The organism is Klebsiella sp. PL-2018 (assembly GCF_019048985.1).
Lineage (GTDB): Bacteria > Pseudomonadota > Gammaproteobacteria > Enterobacterales > Enterobacteriaceae > Klebsiella > Klebsiella michiganensis.
Window position 1 is genome coordinate 567,586 of record NZ_CP077673.1, and the last position, 19,411, is coordinate 586,996.

19 protein-coding genes are annotated in these 19,411 nt (G+C 55.5%); 13 read left to right on the forward strand and 6 right to left on the reverse strand.

Annotation, left to right across the window (positions count from 1 at the left end; translation table 11 throughout):
* Entirely contained in the window at positions 1 to 345 is a 345-nt protein-coding gene (locus MKleb_RS02685) for a gamma-glutamylcyclotransferase family protein (RefSeq protein ID WP_004098039.1), read from the forward strand.
* Between the two features lie 149 nt (positions 346 to 494).
* On the opposite strand, the gene ppa is transcribed toward MKleb_RS02685, so the two are convergent.
* Positions 495 to 1,022: an inorganic diphosphatase gene (ppa, locus tag MKleb_RS02690; RefSeq protein WP_004098041.1), complete on the reverse strand. Its 528-nt coding sequence runs from the start codon at positions 1,020 to 1,022 to the stop codon at positions 495 to 497.
* A gap of 403 nt (positions 1,023 to 1,425) precedes the next feature.
* Between ppa and ytfQ the strand changes: the two genes are divergently transcribed.
* From ytfQ to yjfF, 4 genes are all read left to right on the forward strand, one after another.
* Positions 1,426 to 2,382 (forward strand): galactofuranose ABC transporter, galactofuranose-binding protein YtfQ, encoded by a 957-nt coding sequence (gene ytfQ / locus MKleb_RS02695; protein WP_004098043.1) that lies wholly within the window; start codon positions 1,426 to 1,428, stop codon positions 2,380 to 2,382.
* A 110-nt stretch (positions 2,383 to 2,492) separates the two neighbouring features.
* On the forward strand, positions 2,493 to 3,995 hold the full coding sequence (gene ytfR / locus MKleb_RS02700) for a galactofuranose ABC transporter, ATP-binding protein YtfR (protein ID WP_025107618.1): 1,503 nt from the start codon (positions 2,493 to 2,495) through the stop codon (positions 3,993 to 3,995).
* Positions 3,996 to 4,005: 10 nt separating this feature from the next.
* Positions 4,006 to 5,031, forward strand: a complete 1,026-nt coding sequence (ytfT, locus tag MKleb_RS02705; protein WP_014227645.1) for a galactofuranose ABC transporter, ATP-binding protein YtfT — start codon at positions 4,006 to 4,008, stop codon at positions 5,029 to 5,031.
* A complete protein-coding gene (gene yjfF / locus MKleb_RS02710) occupies positions 5,018 to 6,004 on the forward strand; it encodes a galactofuranose ABC transporter, permease protein YjfF (RefSeq protein ID WP_004098052.1) in 987 nt (328 codons plus the stop codon). Before ytfT ends, yjfF begins: the two co-directional genes overlap by 14 nt.
* A 44-nt stretch (positions 6,005 to 6,048) precedes the next feature.
* Here the strand turns inward: yjfF and fbp are convergent, their stop codons facing one another.
* Complete coding sequence (gene fbp / locus MKleb_RS02715; protein WP_004098053.1) at positions 6,049 to 7,047, reverse strand: class 1 fructose-bisphosphatase; 999 nt, start codon at positions 7,045 to 7,047, stop codon at positions 6,049 to 6,051.
* 175 nt (positions 7,048 to 7,222) lie between these two features.
* On the opposite strand from fbp, the gene mpl reads away from it, so the two are divergent.
* Together mpl and MKleb_RS02725 are read left to right on the forward strand one after the other, a co-directional pair.
* Positions 7,223 to 8,596 carry a UDP-N-acetylmuramate:L-alanyl-gamma-D-glutamyl-meso-diaminopimelate ligase gene (gene mpl / locus MKleb_RS02720; RefSeq protein ID WP_004098056.1) on the forward strand — a complete coding sequence of 458 codons (1,374 nt, stop codon included), beginning with the start codon at positions 7,223 to 7,225 and terminating at the stop codon, positions 8,594 to 8,596.
* Between the two features lie 64 nt (positions 8,597 to 8,660).
* On the forward strand, positions 8,661 to 9,206 hold the full coding sequence (locus MKleb_RS02725; protein ID WP_025107617.1) for a GNAT family N-acetyltransferase: 546 nt from the start codon (positions 8,661 to 8,663) through the stop codon (positions 9,204 to 9,206).
* Between the two features lie 659 nt (positions 9,207 to 9,865).
* On the opposite strand, the gene MKleb_RS02730 is transcribed toward MKleb_RS02725, so the two are convergent.
* The 4 genes from MKleb_RS02730 to yjgA form a co-directional block, all read right to left on the reverse strand.
* Positions 9,866 to 11,074: an aldose 1-epimerase family protein gene (locus MKleb_RS02730; protein WP_025107443.1), complete on the reverse strand. Its 1,209-nt coding sequence runs from the start codon at positions 11,072 to 11,074 to the stop codon at positions 9,866 to 9,868.
* A 326-nt stretch (positions 11,075 to 11,400) separates the two neighbouring features.
* Positions 11,401 to 12,543, reverse strand: coding sequence for an iron-containing alcohol dehydrogenase (locus MKleb_RS02735; RefSeq protein WP_014837210.1), 1,143 nt, complete (start codon positions 12,541 to 12,543; stop codon positions 11,401 to 11,403).
* Between the two features lie 194 nt (positions 12,544 to 12,737).
* Positions 12,738 to 14,249, reverse strand: a complete 1,512-nt coding sequence (locus MKleb_RS02740; protein WP_025107445.1) for a CoA-acylating methylmalonate-semialdehyde dehydrogenase — start codon at positions 14,247 to 14,249, stop codon at positions 12,738 to 12,740.
* 636 nt (positions 14,250 to 14,885) lie between these two features.
* Positions 14,886 to 15,437: a ribosome biogenesis factor YjgA gene (yjgA, locus tag MKleb_RS02745; protein WP_004098062.1), complete on the reverse strand. Its 552-nt coding sequence runs from the start codon at positions 15,435 to 15,437 to the stop codon at positions 14,886 to 14,888.
* Between the two features lie 94 nt (positions 15,438 to 15,531).
* Between yjgA and pmbA the strand changes: the two genes are divergently transcribed.
* The 6 genes from pmbA to MKleb_RS02775 all read left to right on the forward strand — a co-directional run bounded on the left by pmbA (position 15,532) and on the right by MKleb_RS02775 (position 19,411).
* Complete coding sequence (gene pmbA / locus MKleb_RS02750; protein WP_217076431.1) at positions 15,532 to 16,884, forward strand: metalloprotease PmbA; 1,353 nt, start codon at positions 15,532 to 15,534, stop codon at positions 16,882 to 16,884.
* Between the two features lie 36 nt (positions 16,885 to 16,920).
* Complete coding sequence (gene cybC / locus MKleb_RS02755; RefSeq protein WP_025107446.1) at positions 16,921 to 17,307, forward strand: cytochrome b562; 387 nt, start codon at positions 16,921 to 16,923, stop codon at positions 17,305 to 17,307.
* 291 nt (positions 17,308 to 17,598) lie between these two features.
* Positions 17,599 to 17,937, forward strand: coding sequence for a PRD domain-containing protein (locus tag MKleb_RS02760; protein ID WP_004098070.1), 339 nt, complete (start codon positions 17,599 to 17,601; stop codon positions 17,935 to 17,937).
* Between the two features lie 11 nt (positions 17,938 to 17,948).
* Entirely contained in the window at positions 17,949 to 18,311 is a 363-nt protein-coding gene (locus MKleb_RS02765) for an SFCGS family glycine-rich protein (protein ID WP_004098072.1), read from the forward strand.
* A 2-nt stretch (positions 18,312 to 18,313) separates the two neighbouring features.
* Positions 18,314 to 18,613 (forward strand): DUF4312 family protein, encoded by a 300-nt coding sequence (locus MKleb_RS02770; RefSeq protein ID WP_004098073.1) that lies wholly within the window; start codon positions 18,314 to 18,316, stop codon positions 18,611 to 18,613.
* 21 nt (positions 18,614 to 18,634) lie between these two features.
* The gene (locus tag MKleb_RS02775; RefSeq protein WP_004098075.1) at positions 18,635 to 19,411 is read left to right on the forward strand and encodes a DUF4311 domain-containing protein; all 777 of its coding nucleotides are present in this window, start codon (positions 18,635 to 18,637) and stop codon (positions 19,409 to 19,411) included.

The window sequence follows — 19,411 nt, forward strand, 5'->3', positions numbered from 1 at the left end:
ATGCGAATATTTGTTTACGGCAGTTTACGACGCAAACAAGGCAACAGCCACTGGATGACCAACGCTCAGTGGCTGGGCGATCATAGTGTCAATGATTATCAACTGTACAGCCTGGGCCACTATCCAGGCGCGGTGCCCGGCGATGGCACGGTACATGGTGAGGTCTATCGTATTGACGCATCGACGCTGGCTGAATTGGATGCGCTGCGTACCAAAGGCGGCGAGTATGCTCGTCACCTGATCCAGACGCCCTACGGTAGCGCCTGGATGTATGTCTATCAGCGCCCCGTTGAGGGCTTCACGCTGATAGAAAGCGGCAACTGGTTGGATAAAGACCAGTATTAATAACGATAACGCCACCTTCGGGTGGCGTTGTTTTTTGTGGCGTTAGGTGCTGTCGCCGGCTAAGGCGTCAGCCGCCGCTCGGGCATGGATCAACGGCCAAAAAAACACCGCCCGGAGGCGGTGTTTTTGCGAACCTGAGTGCGGCTGAATTACTTCTTAGCGCGCTCGAAGGAAGCCACGATTTCAGCTTTCGCCGCTTCAGCGTTGTCCCAGCCGTCAACCTTAACCCATTTGCCCGCTTCGAGGTCTTTATAGTGCTCGAAGAAGTGGGTGATCTGCGCTTTCAGCAGTTCCGGCAGGTCGTTCACATCTTTAATGTGATCGTACTCTTTGCTCAGCTTGGTGTGCGGTACCGCAACCAGTTTCGCATCTTCACCGGATTCGTCGGTCATTTTCAGCACGCCAACCGGACGGCAGCGGATGACTGAACCTGGCTCCAGCGGGTACGGCGTCGGGACCAGAACGTCAACCGGGTCGCCGTCCAGGGACAGGGTGTGGTTGATGTAGCCGTAGTTGCACGGATAGAACATCGCCGTGGACATGAAACGGTCAACGAACAGTGCACCGCTCTCTTTGTCGACTTCGTATTTGATAGGATCTGCGTTCGCCGGGATCTCGATCACGACGTAGATGTCTTCCGGCAGATCTTTGCCCGCAGGTACGTTGAGTAAGCTCATGTCTGTTTCCTTTAAAATGTATGGCAAACAAGTGCCCGGTATTATAGCCAACTCACATCGAATGTCTTCGCTTCTTTTTCCCCAGAACGGGTGGGTGGAGTCTGAATTTTTCAGCGTAAGACAGCCTGAAAATCCATAAACATAGCCGCATACTGAATAAAATTATGTAACCGTTTTCATTGCATATGCTTGATATCTCAAAGTGTGCAAAATTTCGTCATAAACGGCGAAGCTCGCGCGGCTCGCGAAGCCTCACCGGCTCTCCGCTGGTGAGATGGCCGCCGATTAACATCTAATTAACTTTTTTGAAGTGTGATGTAACGCATTCAGTTACATCTCCGATTGTCTATAGTTTGTCCGCAGGTGAGGCTTTAACCAACAATAACCCTACGAGGATCCTCTTATGTGGAAGCGCTTACTTCTTGTCACAGCAGTTTCCGCAGCTATGTCGTCTATGGTCATGGCTGCCCCTCTTACCGTAGGTTTTTCGCAGGTCGGTTCTGAATCCGGCTGGCGCGCGGCCGAAACTAACGTCGCGAAAGAGGAGGCCGCGAAGCGCGGCATCACTCTGAAGATTGCCGACGCGCAACAAAAACAGGAAAACCAGATTAAAGCCGTACGCTCCTTTATCGCTCAGGGCGTCGATGCCATCTTCATCGCGCCGGTCGTAGCGACCGGCTGGGAGCCGGTACTGAAAGAAGCGAAAGAGGCCAAAATCCCGGTATTCCTGCTCGACCGCTCAATTGATGTTAAAGACAAAGATCTCTACATGACCACCGTCACCGCGAACAACGTGCTGGAAGGCCAGCTGATCGGTGAGTGGCTGGTGAAAACCGTCGACGGCAAGCCGTGTAACGTTGTTGAACTGCAGGGCACCGTAGGGGCCAGCGTGGCGATTGACCGCAAGAAAGGCTTCGCTGAGGCCATTTCTAAAGCCTCTAATATCAAAATTATCCGCTCCCAGTCCGGCGACTTTACCCGCAGCAAGGGCAAAGAAGTCATGGAGAGCTTTATCAAAGCGGAAAACAACGGCAAGAACATCTGCATGGTTTACGCCCATAACGACGATATGGTGATTGGCGCCATTCAGGCGATTAAAGAGGCCGGGCTGAAGCCGGGCAAAGATATCCTCACCGGCTCTATCGACGGCGTGCCGGATATCTATAAAGCGATGATGGCCGGCGAGGCCAATGCCAGCGTCGAGCTGACGCCGAATATGGCCGGTCCGGCGTTCGATGCGCTGGAGAAATACAAAAAAGACGGCACCCTGCCTGAAAAAGTCACCATCACCAAATCGACCCTCTACCTGCCGGATACGGCGAAAGAAGAGTTAGAGAAGAAGAAAAATATGGGCTACTGAGTAGCCGAATGACAGGTTCACCGCCGCCTCCGGGATGTCCCCGGTCGCTAAAGCGCGGCTGATTTCCCTCTCCTCCCATCGGGGAGAGGGCAAAGGTGAGGGGGGAGAGCATGAACGGCGAATTACATCAGGAAATCCTTCGTACTGAAGGGCTTAGCAAATTTTTCCCCGGCGTGAAGGCGCTGGATAACGTTAATTTTAGCCTGCGCCGGGGCGAAATCATGGCTCTGTTAGGCGAAAACGGCGCAGGTAAATCCACCCTGATCAAAGCGCTGACCGGCGTCTATCATGCCGATCGCGGGGCCATCTGGCTGGAAGGGCGGGAGATCGCGCCGAAAAATACCGCTCACGCCCAGCAGCTGGGGATCGGCACCGTCTATCAGGAAGTGAACCTGCTGCCTAATATGTCGGTGGCGGACAATCTGTTTATCGGCCGCGAGCCCAGACGCTTTGGCCTGCTGCGGCGTAAAGAGATGGAAAAGCGCGCCACCGCGCTGATGGCGTCCTACGGTTTTTCTCTTGATGTCCGTGAACCGCTGAACCGCTTTTCGGTGGCGATGCAGCAGATTGTCGCGATCTGCCGGGCGATCGACCTGTCAGCAAAAGTGTTAATTCTTGATGAACCGACCGCCAGCCTGGATACCCAGGAGGTGGAGATGCTCTTTACCCTGATGCGCCAGCTGCGCGATAGCGGGGTCAGCCTGATTTTCGTCACCCACTTCCTCGACCAGGTCTATGCCGTCAGCGATCGCATCACCGTGCTGCGTAACGGCGGTTTTGTCGGCTGCCGGGAAACCCGCGAGCTGCCGCAAATTGAACTGGTGAAGATGATGCTGGGCCGTGAACTGGAGCATAACGCCCTGCAGCGCGCGGGCCGCACCCTGCTGAGCGATAAGCCGGTGGCCGCCTTCGAAGATTTTGGCAAAAAAGGCACCATCGCACCGTTTAGTCTGCAGGTCCGTCCCGGTGAAATCGTCGGCCTGGCGGGGCTGTTAGGCTCGGGACGTACGGAAACGGCGGAGGTGATCTTTGGCATTAAACCCGCCGACAGCGGCAAAGCGTGGATCAAAGGCAAGCCGCAAACCCTGCGCTCGCCGCATCAGGCATCCTGCCTCGGGATCGGCTTCTGTCCGGAAGATCGTAAAACCGACGGCATTATCGCCGCCGCCTCGGTGCGGGAAAATATCGTTCTCGCGCTCCAGGCGCAGCGCGGCTGGCTGCGGCCGATTGGTCGGCGCGAACAAAATGAGATTGCTGAACGTTTCATTCGTCAACTGGGTATTCGTACCCCCAGCGCTGAACAGCCGATCGAATTTCTCTCCGGCGGTAATCAGCAGAAGGTGCTGCTCTCCCGATGGCTGCTGACGAAGCCGCAGTTCTTGATCCTTGATGAACCGACTCGCGGTATTGACGTTGGCGCCCACGCCGAAATCATCCGCCTGATTGAAACCCTGTGCGCCGATGGTCTGGCGCTGCTGGTCATTTCTTCAGAGCTGGAAGAGCTGGTGGGTTACGCCGATCGGGTGATTATCATGCGCGATCGCCAGCAGGTGGCGGAGCTGGTTCTGAGCGAGCTCTCCGTGCCGGCGATCATGAACGCTATTGCGGCATAAGGAGTAACCGATGATGCCTCAATCTGTTCCGAAAACCGGCCAGCCGAAACGGCGCTTTAACTGGCCAAAAGGGATGCCGCAAATTATTGCGCTGCTGCTGGTGCTGGTCGTTGACAGCCTGGTCGCCCCGCATTTCTACCAGATCGTGCTCCAGGACGGGCGACTGTTCGGCAGCCCGATAGATATTTTGAACCGCGCCGCGCCGGTGGCGCTGCTGGCGATTGGCATGACGCTGGTTATCGCCACCGGCGGGATTGACCTCTCCGTCGGAGCGGTGATGGCGATTGCCGGCGCAACGGCGGCGTCAATGACCGTGGCGGGGCACAGCCTGACGGTTGTGCTGCTCGCATCGCTGGGGGCCGGCGCGCTGGCCGGTCTGTGGAACGGCATTCTGGTGGCGGTGCTGAAGATCCAGCCGTTCGTCGCCACGCTGATCCTGATGGTCGCCGGACGCGGCGTGGCGCAGCTGATCACCTCCGGGCAGATCGTGACCTTTGACTCTCCGCATCTGGCGTGGCTCGGCAGCGGATCGCTACTGCTGTTCCCGACGCCGGTGATTATCGCGATCGTGACGCTGGTGCTGTTCTGGCTGTTTACCCGCAAAACCGCGCTGGGGATGTTTATCGAAGCGGTGGGGATTAACATTCGTGCGGCGAAAAACGCCGGGGTAAATACCCGCATCGTCGTGATGTTGGCCTACGTGCTGAGCGGCGTTTGCGCGGCGATTGCCGGGATTATCGTTGCGGCGGATATTCGCGGCGCGGATGCCAATAATGCCGGGCTATGGCTGGAGCTGGACGCCATCCTGGCGGTGGTTATCGGCGGCGGCTCGCTGATGGGCGGGCGTTTTAACCTGCTGCTCTCGGTCGTCGGGGCGCTGATTATCCAGGGGATGAATACCGGGATCCTGCTGTCAGGATTCCCGCCGGAGCTTAATCAGGTAGTCAAAGCGGTGGTGGTGCTGTGCGTACTGATCGTCCAGTCGCCGCGCTTTATCAGCATACTGAAGGGGATGCGCGGCCATGATAAAACGTAATTTACCGTTAATGATTACCCTCGCGGTCTTCGTACTGGGATACCTTTACTGCCTGACCCAGTTTCCCGGCTTTGCCTCGACGCGGGTGATCTGCAATATCCTGACCGACAATGCCTTTCTTGGGATCATCGCCGTCGGCATGACCTTCGTGATCCTCTCCGGCGGGATCGATCTGTCGGTCGGGTCGGTGATCGCCTTTACCGGCGTATTTCTCGCTAAAGCGATCGGTTTCTGGGGGATTTCGCCGCTGGTGGCGTTTCCGCTGGTGCTGGTGATGGGCTGCGCCTTTGGCGCGTTTATGGGCCTGCTTATTGATGCGCTGAAGATCCCGGCGTTTATCATCACCCTCGCCGGGATGTTTTTCCTGCGCGGCGTCAGCTACCTGGTCTCGGAAGAGTCGATTCCCATTAATCATCCGGTGTATGACGCGCTGTCAGGACTGGCATGGACCATCCCCGGCGGCGGGCGTCTGAGCGCGATGGGGCTGTTGATGCTGCTGGTGGTGATCGGCGGAATTTTTATGGCCCACCGCACCCGCTTTGGCAATCAGGTTTATGCCATCGGCGGTAATGCGACTTCGGCGAACCTGATGGGGATTTCCACGCGGAGCACGACGATCCGCATTTATATGCTCTCTACCGGGCTGGCGACGCTGGCGGGGATCGTTTTCTCCATCTATACCCAGGCGGGCTATGCGCTGGCGGGCGTTGGCGTTGAACTGGACGCGATTGCATCGGTGGTTATCGGCGGTACGCTGTTGAGCGGTGGGGTGGGGACGGTTCTCGGCACGTTGTTTGGCGTCGCCATTCAGGGGCTGATTCAAACCTACATCAACTTCGATGGTACGCTGAGTTCATGGTGGACCAAGATCGCTATCGGTATCCTTCTGTTCATCTTTATCGCGCTGCAGCGCGGCCTGACGGTGCTGTGGGAGAATCGGCAGAGTTCGCCGGTGACAAGGGTGGGGCACTGATGGAAGGATTTCCCCTCCCGTAAGGCGGGAGGGGAAGAGGCGGGTTACGCGTCCGGGAACTCTTTAATAAAGTTTTCGACGTCTTCAACCATATGGTTGTTGCCGACGAAGAAAGAACGGCGCTGATGCAGGCTTTCCGGGATGATATCCAGAATACGCTCTTTACCATCGCTGGCCTTACCGCCCGCCTGTTCCGCAAGGAACGCCATCGGGTTGCATTCGTACAGCAGACGCAGTTTACCGTCCGGGTGGCTGGCGGTGCTCGGATAGAGATAGATGCCGCCTTTAAGCAGGTTGCGGTGGAAATCCGCCACCAGAGAGCCGATGTAGCGTGAGGTATACGGGCGCTGGGTCTCTTTATCTTCTTCCTGGCAGTGCTTAATGTACTTCTTCACGCCCATCGGGAACTTAATGTAGTTACCTTCGTTAATCGAGTAGGTGTTGCCTTTTTCCGGGAAGCGCATGCGCTCCTGGCACAGGCAGAAGACGCCAAGGGAGGGGTCATAGGTAAAGGCGTGGACGCCGCAGCCGGTGGTGTAAACCAGCATCGTCGAGGAGCCATACACCACATAGCCCGCGGCGACCTGTCGGTTGCCCGGTTGCAGGAAATCTTCTTCGGTAACGGGGGTGCCCACCGGCGTGACGCGGCGGTAAATAGAGAAGATCGTGCCAACAGAGACGTTAACGTCGATGTTAGAAGATCCATCCAGCGGGTCCATCAGCACCACGTATTTGGCGTGTTCGCATCCTTCAAAGACGACGATCTCATCTTCTTCTTCAGAGGCGATCCCGGCAACAATATCGCGTGCTCGCAGTGCGGCTTTCAACTTTTCATTGGCAAACAGGTCGAGTTTTTGCTGAACCTCGCCCTGAACGTTTTCAGCACCGCTGGCACCCAGGATATCGACCAGGCCGGCCTTGTTGATATCGCGGTGGATGATCTTGGCGCCTAACTTTATCGCCGACAACAAAGCAGTAAGCTCGCCGGTTGCGTGAGAGAACTCGTGCTGCTTTTCGACAATAAATTCACCTAACGTTTTCATAACCCGTTCCCTGCATGTTTATGTGAAGTAAAACGAACATAACAATCTTAACAAAGAATAAAAAAAGTTCGCACTGGTGAATCGCGCCAGCAAAATACGGATTCGCCTGAAATGCATTTCTTTCCCCCCCAACATCCCGGTAAACTGTGCTTCAGATAAGAGAAGGAAATGACGAATGCGCATTCATATTTTAGGAATCTGTGGCACGTTTATGGGGGGGCTGGCGATGCTGGCGCGTTCCCTCGGTCATGAGGTAACGGGGTCGGATGCGAACGTCTATCCGCCAATGAGTACCCTGCTGGAAAACCAGGGAATTGAGTTAATTCAAGGATATGATGCCAGCCAGCTGGATCCGCAGCCGGACCTGGTGATCATCGGTAACGCAATGACGCGCGGAAACCCGTGCGTGGAAGCGGTGCTGGAAAATAATATCCCTTACATGTCCGGTCCCCAGTGGCTGCACGATTTCGTGCTGCGCGATCGCTGGGTGCTGGCGGTTGCCGGAACGCACGGGAAAACCACCACTGCCGGCATGGCGACCTGGATCCTCGAAGCCTGCGGCTACAAGCCGGGCTTTGTTATCGGCGGCGTTCCGGGCAACTTCGATGTTTCCGCGCGCCTCGGCGACAGCCCGTTCTTCGTGATTGAAGCCGATGAATACGACTGCGCTTTCTTCGATAAACGTTCCAAATTTGTTCATTACTGCCCGCGCACGTTGATTCTCAATAACCTTGAATTCGACCACGCGGACATCTTTGACGATCTAAAAGCTATCCAGAAGCAATTTCATCATCTGGTGCGTATTGTGCCGGGCAAAGGCAAGATTATCCTGCCGGAGAACGACATCAATCTGAAGCAGACGATGGCGATGGGCTGCTGGAGCGAGCAGGAGCTGGTTGGCGAACAGGGGCACTGGCAGGCGAAAAAGCTCACCACCGATGCTTCCTCCTGGGAAGTGTGGCTGGACGGCGAGAAAGTCGGCGAAGTGAAGTGGGCGCTGGTCGGCGAGCATAATATGCATAACGGCCTGATGGCCATCGCCGCCGCCCGGCATGTCGGCGTGCTGCCTGCCGATGCGGCCAACGCGCTGGGCAGCTTTATCAACGCCCGCCGCCGTCTGGAGCTGCGCGGCGAAGCCAACGGCGTGACCGTATACGATGATTTCGCCCACCACCCGACGGCGATTCTGGCGACCCTGCAGGCGCTACGCGGCAAAGTTGGCGGTACCGCGCGTATTCTTGCCGTGCTTGAACCCCGTTCTAACACCATGAAAATGGGCATTTGCAAAGACGACCTGGCGCCGTCTCTCGGTCGCGCGGACGAGGTCTTCCTGCTGCAGCCGCAGCATATTCCGTGGCAGGTTGCTGAAGTGGCTGACGCTTGCGTACAGCCTGCGCACTGGAGCGCCGATGTCGATGCGCTGGTGGATATGATTGTTAAAACCGCCCATCCTGGCGACCACATTCTGGTGATGAGCAACGGTGGATTTGGCGGCATTCATCAGAAGCTGCTCGATAAGCTGGCGAAAAAAGCCGAGGCGGCCGAGTAGGCTATTCTCCTCGTTTATCCGCCCTCCGCGTGAGGGCGGATAGTTTTTGTGGCCAGGAGGGTTCATGTTGAATTCAGAAAGAGTGACCTCTACCGATTCCGCGCATTTTCCCGCGCTTGATGCGCTGTACGGCAGGGCCTTCCCGTGGCACGAGCAGCGTGAAGCCGAGGCTAAGCAGCAGGCGCTTGATAATCCGCATTATGAACTGGAAGCCTGGTTCGATGATGGCCAGTTTATTGGCCTGAGCGGCTGCTGGCGGTTTGCTGACTATCGCTACGTTGAACATCTGGCCATCGACGATACCTTGCGATCGCGCGGCTACGGCAAGCGGCTGTTAGCTGAAATACTTCAGCGCGCGCCGCTGACCGTTCTGGAAATCGATCCGCTGACCAGCGAAGTTGCCCATAAGCGCCTGCGCTTTTATGAAACCATGGGATTTTGCGCGAATCCCTGGGCGCATCGTCATCCGACCTATCATCAGGGCATCGCCGATCATGAACTGATCGTGTTGAGCTATCCGCAGCCGATTAATGAGGCGCAGTACCAGCGCTTTGCGCAGGATTTGCGTTTGGTGGTCATGGAGCAGGCTGGCGCGGTCAAGGTTTTGTAGCCCGGACAAGGCGCGTCAAGCGCCGCCTCCGGGAAGCAGCGCGCAATGTCATCTCCGCTTTTTTCCCCGGCTCGCGCTGCGCTTAGCCGGGCTACGGGTTTACCGTCGTCTGCGGGACGGTAGCCCGGACAAGGCGCGTCAAGCGCCGCCTCCGGGAAGCAGCGCGCAATGTCATCTCCGCTTTTTTCCCGGCTCGCGCTGCGCTTGGCCGGGCTACGGGTTCAGCGCCGTCTGCGGGCCGGTAGCCCGGACAAGGCGCGTCAAGCGCCGCCTCCGGGAGGCAGCGCGCAATGTCATCTCCGCTTTTCTCCCGGCTCGCGCTGCGCTTAGCCGGGCTACGGGTTCAGCGCCGTCTGCGGGCCGGTAGCCCGGGTCAGGCGCGTCAAGCGCCGCCTCCGGGAAGCAGCGCGCAATGTCATCTCCGCTTTTCTTCCGGCTCGCGCTGCGCTTAGCCGGGCTACGGGTTTACCGTCGTCTGCGGGCCGGTAGCCCGGGTCAGGCGCGTCAAGCGCCGCCTCCGGGAGGCAGCGCGCAATGTCATCTCCGCTTTTTTCCCGGCTCGCGCTGCGCTTAGCCGGGCTACGGGTTCAGCGCCGTCTGCGGGCCGGTAGCCCGGGTCAGGCGTTACGCCGCAACCCGGGATGGGCTCAAAGCTTACGCTACTCCTTCGCGATAGGCGTTTCGTTTTCCGCCACTTTGGTATCGCCCTGAATGGCCGCGATTTTCTTCTCCACGTCGGCAACCTGCTCGCTGCTGTGCAGCAGCGTATAGGTCAGATCAAACTGGGTGCTTGCCCCGGGCTGAAGCTGCTTAACGCGTTTTTGCTCGCGCTCGATGGTTACCGGATAGGCGTAGCTGGTACCCGGCTCAATACCGGTCACGTAACCCTGTTTCTCGGTATCGGTGTTTTTCCACAGCGTCAGCACCGGCAGCTGGCGGGTATCAAACTGAATCGATGCCCCTTTGTCGCCGGCTTTGTTGACCACGGCGGCCAGCGTTTGATGATTTTCGTCCGCCAGCGGCTGCATGTTAAACACCATTTCATCGAAATCTTTGGTTGGACCGGCGTAGGTTTGCCAGGTTTTTAAGCCGGCTTTGGCGTAGTCATTGAACGGGCTGATGCTGGCGATCGGCGCCATAAAGCGGGCCCCCTCTTCGAGGATCGGCTTGCCAAAGTTGCTGTGATAGATAATCTGATAGTCATGCGGATAGTCAGCATGGTTGGTTAAGACATCGTGCAGGCTGAAGCTGTTGCTGCCGGGTACATAGCGCAGCTCGGTCATGGTCTGCAGATCCGCTTTCTTAAACGTGCTCTCCTTCACCAGCCCGCGAACGCGAATTTCATACGGCGCGGTGTCCGCGACTTCCACTTCCACCTGTGAAGCCGGCGTGTTGCCGACTTTACCGTGCAGGGTATAAATCTGCCCGTCTGCGGTTACCGGGTGGCCGGTCCATTCATAGCCGCAGCGCACCATCATTTCATTGAAGCCTTCCAGCCAGCCCAGCCCGTTGCGGCTTTCGAGGTTAATAAAGGCCGGGTTGACCACCTCTTTTACCGGTGAGTCCCAGCCCATCCGTGAACCAAAACCTTCGATTTTCAGTAGATTCATGCCGCGAGTCGGGCTCAGGGTAATCGTCAGGCCGTCTTTGCTGTGGATCACGAGGATTTTGCTGCCTTCCTGTTTCCCGCCGTGAAGGACTTTTTGCTCAATGCTGAAGTTATGATCTTTTATCTTCAGCTGGTCGCTGGTTATCTGCCAGTTTCCTTTATCCATACCGCTTTCAGCGCTTGTCAGCACCCATGTTTTCGCGACTACAGGCCCAGAAACAAGCATAGCGATTGCTGTTAAAGCTAATGTTTTTTTCATTTTTTAACCCTTTTGCTGAATCGATTGTGTTGCTGATGCAGGGAATTTAGTTGTAAGTGGATTATGAAAATGTGAAGTGTCTCACCTGGTGAGAAAACGGCCGTTTTTATATTTTTAAATGAGATTTAAATCGCTTTTTTTAAGTAATTATAAAAGTTGTTGCTAAAAAAATGTGAATCAAGATGATTTTAGCTTTAACGATTCAGCTATTACTGGCTACGGCTATGATGAAGCCTTTAGAAACGACAGGGCCGCCGGGCTTTAGTGGCCCAGGCGGCCCTGGTTGAAGCGGCTTTATCGTGTAAAAAAACGCAGCGGGGAGGTTATCAAGCGCCGTAGAACGCTTTGGTATAGAGCCCTTTGACATCCTGAACGGACGGATAGTTAGGATTCGTTAATGTGCAGGGATCGTCAACGGCATGGTGACTCATTCTGTCGAGGACGTTCACAAAGGTGATTTCATTGATTTCAACTTCGCCGCACTGGCTTAGCGTTTTCGGCACGCCCAGACGTTGATTCAGCGCGTTGATCGCTTCAATCAGGTTTTTGATGCCTAACGCCGCTTCCAGCTGACGATATTTTTTGGTGAACTTCGCATTATATTGAATGATATAAGGCAGCATAATCGCGTTTGCCAGACCGTGGGTAATACCAAACTCGCCGCCAATCTTATGCGCCATTGAATGAACTAACCCCAGCGAGGCGTTGGTGAAGGCGATTCCCGCCAGCGCAGAAGCATTGTGCATATGCATGCGGGCGTTTAAATCATCAGGTGAGCGCCAGGCGATTTCCAGATACGTAAACACCAGCCGAATCGCTTCTACCGCATAGGGGTCAGTAAACGAGTTGGCCGCGGTGGACACATAGGCTTCAATGGCGTGGGTCAGAACGTCCATTCCGGTATGAACGGTAACGTGCGGCGGCATTTTTGCCGGAATGGTGGGGTCGAGAATGGCGATATCCGGTACCAGATCGGCGGCAACAATCGGGTATTTGATATGATTTGCCGTGTCGGTGATCACCGAAAATGCGGTGATCTCAGAGGCGCTGCCGCTGGTGGAAGGGATCGCCACAAATCGGGCTTTATTGCGTAGCGCCGGCATGGAACCGACCGGGAGAATATCCTCGAACTTCAGCTGCGGATGCTCGTAGAAACACCACATTACTTTTGCGGCATCAAGCGCGGAGCCGCCGCCAATCGCCACTATCCAGTCCGGTTCAAAAGCCTGCATCGCTTTTGCGCCGCGCCAGACGGTTTTAATGGACGGATTGGGTTCGACATTATCGATAATAATGCACTCCATACCTGCTTTATTGAGTTCGCTGACGGCTTTATCCAGAAAGCCAAAACGCTTCATGGAACTTCCGCCAGTGACTAACGCGGCTTTTTTGCCGCTCAGGGTGGAAAGATGTTCTAAAGCATTTTCGCCATAAATAATACTGCGAGGAATTGAGAAGGCCTGGGTCATAGGAAACTCCATTTAATATTAAGGATTTTTTTAGTGTGCATTCGTCATTTACGATTCAGCGACACGTGCAGAGTAAAAAAATCGAATTAATGCTCCAGATATTGCTGAAGCAATATCTGGAGGGAGTTGACCGTCATACTTCGAGCGGCTGGTGCGTTGACTGCAACTTGAATTATTTGGGGTATTAGCGGCGTTTAAATCGTACCGTCCCAGGAGTCGACTTTTTCGCGTTTCGCTTCCTCTTCATCAAACCAGCGCGAGGTCACGCATTTTGATTCGGTGTAGAAACGGACGCCGTCTTTGCCCAGGCAGTGCAGGTCGCCGAAGAAGGACTGCTTATGGCCTGAGAACGGGAATACGCCGACCGGCACAGGTATACCGACGTTGATACCGACCATGCCGCCGTGGGTGCGTTTCTGGAATTCGCGGGCGTAGTAGCCGCTTTGGGTGAAAATAACCGAGCCGTTGGCAAACGGGTTATTGTTCATAAGTTGCAGACCTTCCTCGAAGGTTTTGACCCGCTTAAAGCACAGCACCGGCCCGAAAATTTCCTGCGTGCCGATGCTCATCTCTTCGGTTACGCGATCCAGGATGGTTGGCCCGACGTAGAAGCCATTTTCCTGACCCGGCACCTGAATAGCGCGACCGTCGAGCACCAGCTTTGCCCCCTCCTCAATGCCTTTATTAATCCAGTTGATGACCGATTGCTTATGATCTTTAGAAATCACCGGACCCATATCGGTATCGCGCAGATAGCCGGGGCCGATTTTCAGCTGTTTGGCTTTCTCGACGACGGCGGCAATCAGCTTATCAGCGATCTCTTCCTGCACCACGACAACCGGCAGCGCCATGCAGCGTTCGCCCGCGCAGCCAAACGCGGCGTTGATAATCCCCGCTGCGGTACGGTTAATTGGCGCATCGGCCAGCACCAGGGCATGGTTTTTCGCTTCGCACAGCGCCTGAACGCGCTTGCCGTGAGCGGCGGCTTTGGAGTAAACGTGCAGGCCCACGGAGGTTGAGCCGACGAAGGAGACGCCGTTGACGTCCGGGTGGGTCAGCAAGATATCGGCTTCATTGCGTGAGCAGGTCACGACGTTAATCACCCCATCCGGCACCCCTGCTTCCTGATAGAGTTTGGTGATTTCCATACAGGTCATCGGCGTCATACTGGCCGCTTTAATCACCATGGTATTACCGGAGGCGACGCATAATGGCGCCATCCATCCCATCGGGATCATTGCCGGGAAGTTAAACGGCACAATACCGGCGAACACGCCAATTGGCTCACGATAAAGGTTGGTGTCGATCCCGGCAGAGGCGTCCATCAGGTTTTCACCGGCCATGAGAGTGGGAATCGAGCAGGCAAGCTCGGTACCTTCTTTCGCTTTTAATACATCGCCCTGGGCGTCGCCCCAGGCTTTACCGTTTTCTTTTGCCACCAGCTCGGTTAAGCGGTCCTGATGCTGGATTAATAATTCGCGAACGCGGAACATAATTTGCGAGCGTTTAATGGCCGGCGTATCTGACCACGCCGGAAAGGCTTTGCGCGCCGCGGCAACGGCATCCAGCACTTCTTGCTCGGTGCAGCAGGGGGCCTGAGCCATGACTTCCCCGGTACTTGGGTTATAGACGTCCATATAGCGTTCGGTCTGCGATACGCGCCATTGACCATCAACGAAATATTTCAGCCTTGGTACAGTAGTCATATTTTTCTCCATGATGATAGCTGTCGACTCTCTAAAATCTGGCTCCGGTCGGCGGCAAATAACCGACCGCCGGGTTAGCCCCTCTCGTGAAAAGTGAATTCCTGCTTCTTGCCGGACGATGGCCTCCGCTGGGCGATTCACCTGCGGCGGTGCGGATGATTTTGTCGACTTTCTGCTGAGGAAAGCCTGCAGACGCCAGGTTTTAATGAACAGAACTCACTGGCCAAAAATACGCGCACGCACCGTTTCGGTTCTTGTACTTTAATGAAATTTATTTTTCATTATTATAATGTATGAAATAACAAAACCGTTTTGAGAGGTGGATCAAAGATAAGCAAACTGCTGATAAAGTCAGCGCCCTAAAGGCAGGGTTATATTGTTTTATTTAATAAAGTTAACAGGTTGTGTTGATGGCATTGGCGTTGATGGCGAGGGGAGATTGCCAGCCGGATTGCAATGGAACGGCTTTCTTGTGAAATAAAAGTTAAATATATGCGCGAAATCGAATGAAAATGAAAAATTAAAACCGATTTAAATGCAGGGAAAATTCGAATTGACCATTGTCCATGGCATTGCGTTCGAGGGAGTGGGTCGCCCGGATCGGGCAACAGCCGTAATCCGGGGAGTCATACAGAATTAGCCTTCGCTTTCGGCCAGTTCGCGCAGGTACTGGAAGATAAGACGCGCGGACTTCGGCGGCTTGTTGCCTTCTTTCTCTTTTTTGGCGTTGCGGATCAGCGAACGCAACTGCTGACGATCGGCATCTGGCCACAGGTTCAGCACTTCAGCCACGGCATCATCACCATTATCAATCAGACGATCGCGGATCTGCTCAAGCTTATGGAACAGCGCAACCTGCTGGTTGTGGCGGTTCTTCAGCTTGTCCAGCGCCTGACGAATCGGCTCGACGTCGCGGCTGCGCAGCATTTTACCAATCAGCTGCATCTGGCGGCGGCGGCCTTCTTTCTTGATACGCTGGGCGAGTTCAATCGCGTCGCGCAGGTCGGTATCCAGCGGGATTTTATCGAGCGCGTTTTTACCCAGCTCGACCATTTCCGCGCCAAGACGCTTCAGTTCTTCGGCGTCACGCTTAATTTCACTTTTACTGACCCAGATAATTTCATCGTCTTCATCTTCGACGTCATCACCAGGGACGTCGTCGAGCCAGTCTTCGGGCTGCTTTGTCATCTCAGGCTCCTTAAAAAAGAGACTAATGTTACCAGTTAAGGCGCGCACTGAAAAACGGTTCTCTGTTAGACTTCAGTTAACTCCTTCTTACATTATGGCATTAGCGATGAAAGTCATCTCTCAAGTTGCACAACAGCGTAAGACGCTGGAAGAGGCCGTGACCACGGCGCTGGAACTGGCGGCAGGCAAATCCGACGGCGCGGAAGTCTCCGTCAGTAAAACTACCGGTATCGGCGTGAGCACCCGCTACGGCGAAGTGGAGAACGTAGAATTCAACAGCGATGGTGCTCTCGGCATCACCGTTTATCACCAGAATCGCAAAGGCAGCGCGTCTTCGACCGATCTCAGCCCGCAGGCTATTGCCCGCACGGTGCAGGCGGCGCTGGATATCTCCCGCTATACCTCGCCGGACCCGTGCGCGGGCGTGGCGGATAAAGAACTGCTGGCTTTTGAAGCCCCGGACCTTGACCTGTTCCATCCGGCGGAAGTTTCCCCGGATGAAGCCATCGAGCTGGCCTCCCGCGCTGAACAGGCGGCGCTAAAAGCCGATAAACGCATCAGCAATACCGAAGGCGGCAGCTTTAACAGCCACTACGGCATTAAAGTGTTCGGCAACAGCCACGGCATGCTGCAGAGCTACTGCTCTACCCGCCACTCGCTCTCCAGCTGCGTGATTGCCGAAGAGAATGGCGATATGGAGCGCGATTACGCTTACACCATCGGACGGGCGATAGACGACCTGCAATCGCCGGAGTGGGTTGGCGAAGAGTGCGCCCGCCGCACCCTGTCGCGCCTGGCCCCGCGTAAGCTATCGACGATGAAAGCGCCGGTGATTTTCGCCAACGAAGTCGCTACCGGTCTGTTTGGCCATCTGGTCGGGGCGATCGCCGGCGGTTCGGTTTACCGTAAATCCACCTTCCTGCTTGATGCGCTGGGTAGCCAGATCCTGCCGGACTGGCTGACCATTGAAGAGCATCCGCACCTGCTGAAAGGTCTGGCTTCGACGCCATTTGATAGCGAAGGCGTCCGTACGGAACGCCGGGATATCATTAAAGACGGCGTACTGACCCAGTGGCTGCTGACCAACTACTCGGCGCGTAAGCTGGGGCTGAAGAGCACCGGCCACGCCGGCGGTATTCACAACTGGCGGATCAACGGCCGCGGCCTGAGTTTTGCAAAGTTGCTTAAAGAGATGGGAACCGGCCTTGTCGTAACGGAACTGATGGGGCAGGGTGTAAGCGGCGTCACCGGCGACTACTCACGCGGCGCGTCCGGCTTCTGGGTAGAAAACGGCGAAATTCAGTATCCGGTCAGTGAGATAACCATTGCAGGAAATCTGAAAGATATGTGGCGTAATATCGTGACCATCGGCGACGATATCGAAACGCGCAGCAACATTCAGTGCGGTTCCGTACTGCTGCCGGAGATGAAGATCGCCGGGCAATAACACTTGTGTGCTTAATAATAAAAAAGGAAGTGAGCAATGCGTAAAAAACTGTTAGCGATGCTGGCCGTATCGGCTTTTGCGCTTGGTTCGGCATCGGCTTTCGCCGATCTGGGCGAAGACATGGATACCCTTGCTGAGAACCTGCAAGTGGTGCAGAAAACTTCAGATGCCGGCGAGCTGAAAGCGGCGCTGAATAAGATGCGCACAGCGGCGGTTGACGCCCAGAAAGAGACGCCGCCGAAGCTGGAAGGTAAAGCGGCGGACAGCGCGGAAATGAAAGACTATCGTCACGGTTTCGATGTGCTGATCGGCCAGATTGACGGCGCGCTGAAGCTGGCTAATGAAGGCAAAGTCAAAGAAGCCCAGGCCGCAGCGGAAGAGTTTAAAACCACCCGCAATACATACCATAAGAAGTACCGTTAATTTCTCTTTGTGGGGAGGCGTCAGCCGATGCCTCCCACATTCTGTTAATTCAAAACTCCATCACCGTCACATTTTTCGCTTTTCCTGCATGCCGGTTTTCGCCACCGTGACACCGAGGATCTTGTGATGTTCATCACGAGAATTGGTTGAGGCGAATACATTCACAATAACTATGTGAAATAGATCACGCCTGCCTTCTTCCTTTCCACTTCGAAGTGGAAAACAACTCGCTACAAACTCTTTGCCCCCGGCATTAGTGTTATCCCCAGAGACATCAACGGGGTAATTCAAGTGAATAACGGAGCGGTAACACACGTCCCAGAGGAGCAGGCCACGCTAACCGAACAGCTGGCCGACAAGATGCTGCAGCAGGTTTTCGCACTATTAAGCCGCCGCAACATCGTCCCCAACGACGTTCAGGAGCAAATGCTGACTTCCCACGTTCGGGCGATGGCCCATCGGTCAATCAGCGGCGAGCCGCTGCCGGAAGTGGATGCCAGCCTGTTCGAAGAGATCTCAGAAGATTCAATGATGCTGGCCCGCGAAGTGGTCGCGCAGTTCGGCAATCTGCCAGATGAAGAAGCCTGGCTGCTGTCCGTCCACTTCGAAGTCGCGAAAGATAACCTGTAAGGAGCACACAAATGGAACAAATCACCGTTGTTATTGGCGATCGCCTGGGTAAAGGACAAAAAGTTGCCGCAGGTGCGGAAAAAGCCGGCGCTCGCGCCGTGGTCGTGCCGGGCGTTGCCGCGGATATGAAGCTGGGCGACATGATGAAGGCGGAAAACGCCACCTTCGGTATCTCTTTCTGCGGCAGCGGCGGCGCAGGGGCTATCACCGCGCAGAATAAGCACGGCTACAAGGCGAAATATGGCATGCGTTCCGTTGATGAAGGCGTCACCGCGATCAACGAAGGCTACAACGTACTGGGCTTCGGCTTTATGGATAAAGAAGAGCTGGGTGAACGCCTGGTTGAGGCCTGGAAGAAGAAGTACGGCGCGTGAGCATGAAAGAGCAATTCACCACCACGGTGAGCGTTACCGGCAAAGGCGAGAGCAAAACGCGCGCTTTTGCCGATGCCCTGAACCATGTCCAGGCGGCGGTGATGAAAACGTCGCCGCACATCTTACTGCGTATTGAACCACAGGACGTGGAGGTTGTTCATGCGCGTGAAGCGGTACGGAAAGAGGCCTTTTTATTCTTCTTTCTGCGCCGTGAGCGACGAACCTACAGCGTGGAGCTGAAGGTCACCGTCACCGTGACCGCCATTAATCTCGATAAAGTGGATTTCGTCACGCAAACCTGATTTTCACCAAAGGGTCAGACTATGTTCCTGATAATTTTAATAAAATCGCTCATCATCGGCGGCCTGGTTGGCGTCGGCGTAGGCGCCGGAGCGGCACGCATGTTTCATGCGCCCACCACGCAGGGGATGGGGGCGTTTCGTACCTTGGGCGAGCTGAATTCATGTGAAGGCGATCCGGCTTCCCACTTCTCATTTGGCCTGGGCTTCTTCTTCAACGCCTGGGCCTCTTCCGTCGCGGCAGGCTCCTTCACTCAGGACGTTGACCACCGCATTATCCCCAACTGGGGGGCGGCAGCGCTGATGATTAAAAACCGCAACGTCGGCGAGACGCTGCACGATCCGAAAAAGATGGCCATCGCCTGCGGCATTATCGGCATGATCGTGGTCGCTTTCCTCAACCTCACCGCCTCTTCTGTACCGGAAGCGCTGCAGGTGACGGCGGTTAAAGTGCTGGTTCCGGCGGCAAACCTGCTGGTGAATACGGTGATGCCGGTCATCTTCTGGCTGGCGGCGATTGATGCCGGTAAAAAATCAGGCTTCTGGGCGACGATTTTTGGCGGCGCGGCGCAGCTGATTATGGGCAACGCCGTTCCGGGCCTGGTGCTGGGCATCCTGATCGGGAAAGGCGTTGAAGAGAGCGGCTGGCACCGCGTCACCAAGGTGATGATGGTGGCGATCGTCGCGCTGTTCGTTCTGAGCGGCTTCTTCCGCGGTTTCGACATGAAGATGATTGAATCCTTCCATCTGACCGTGCCGAACTGGCTGGAACTGATCCACAACTCGCTCAGCGGTAAATAA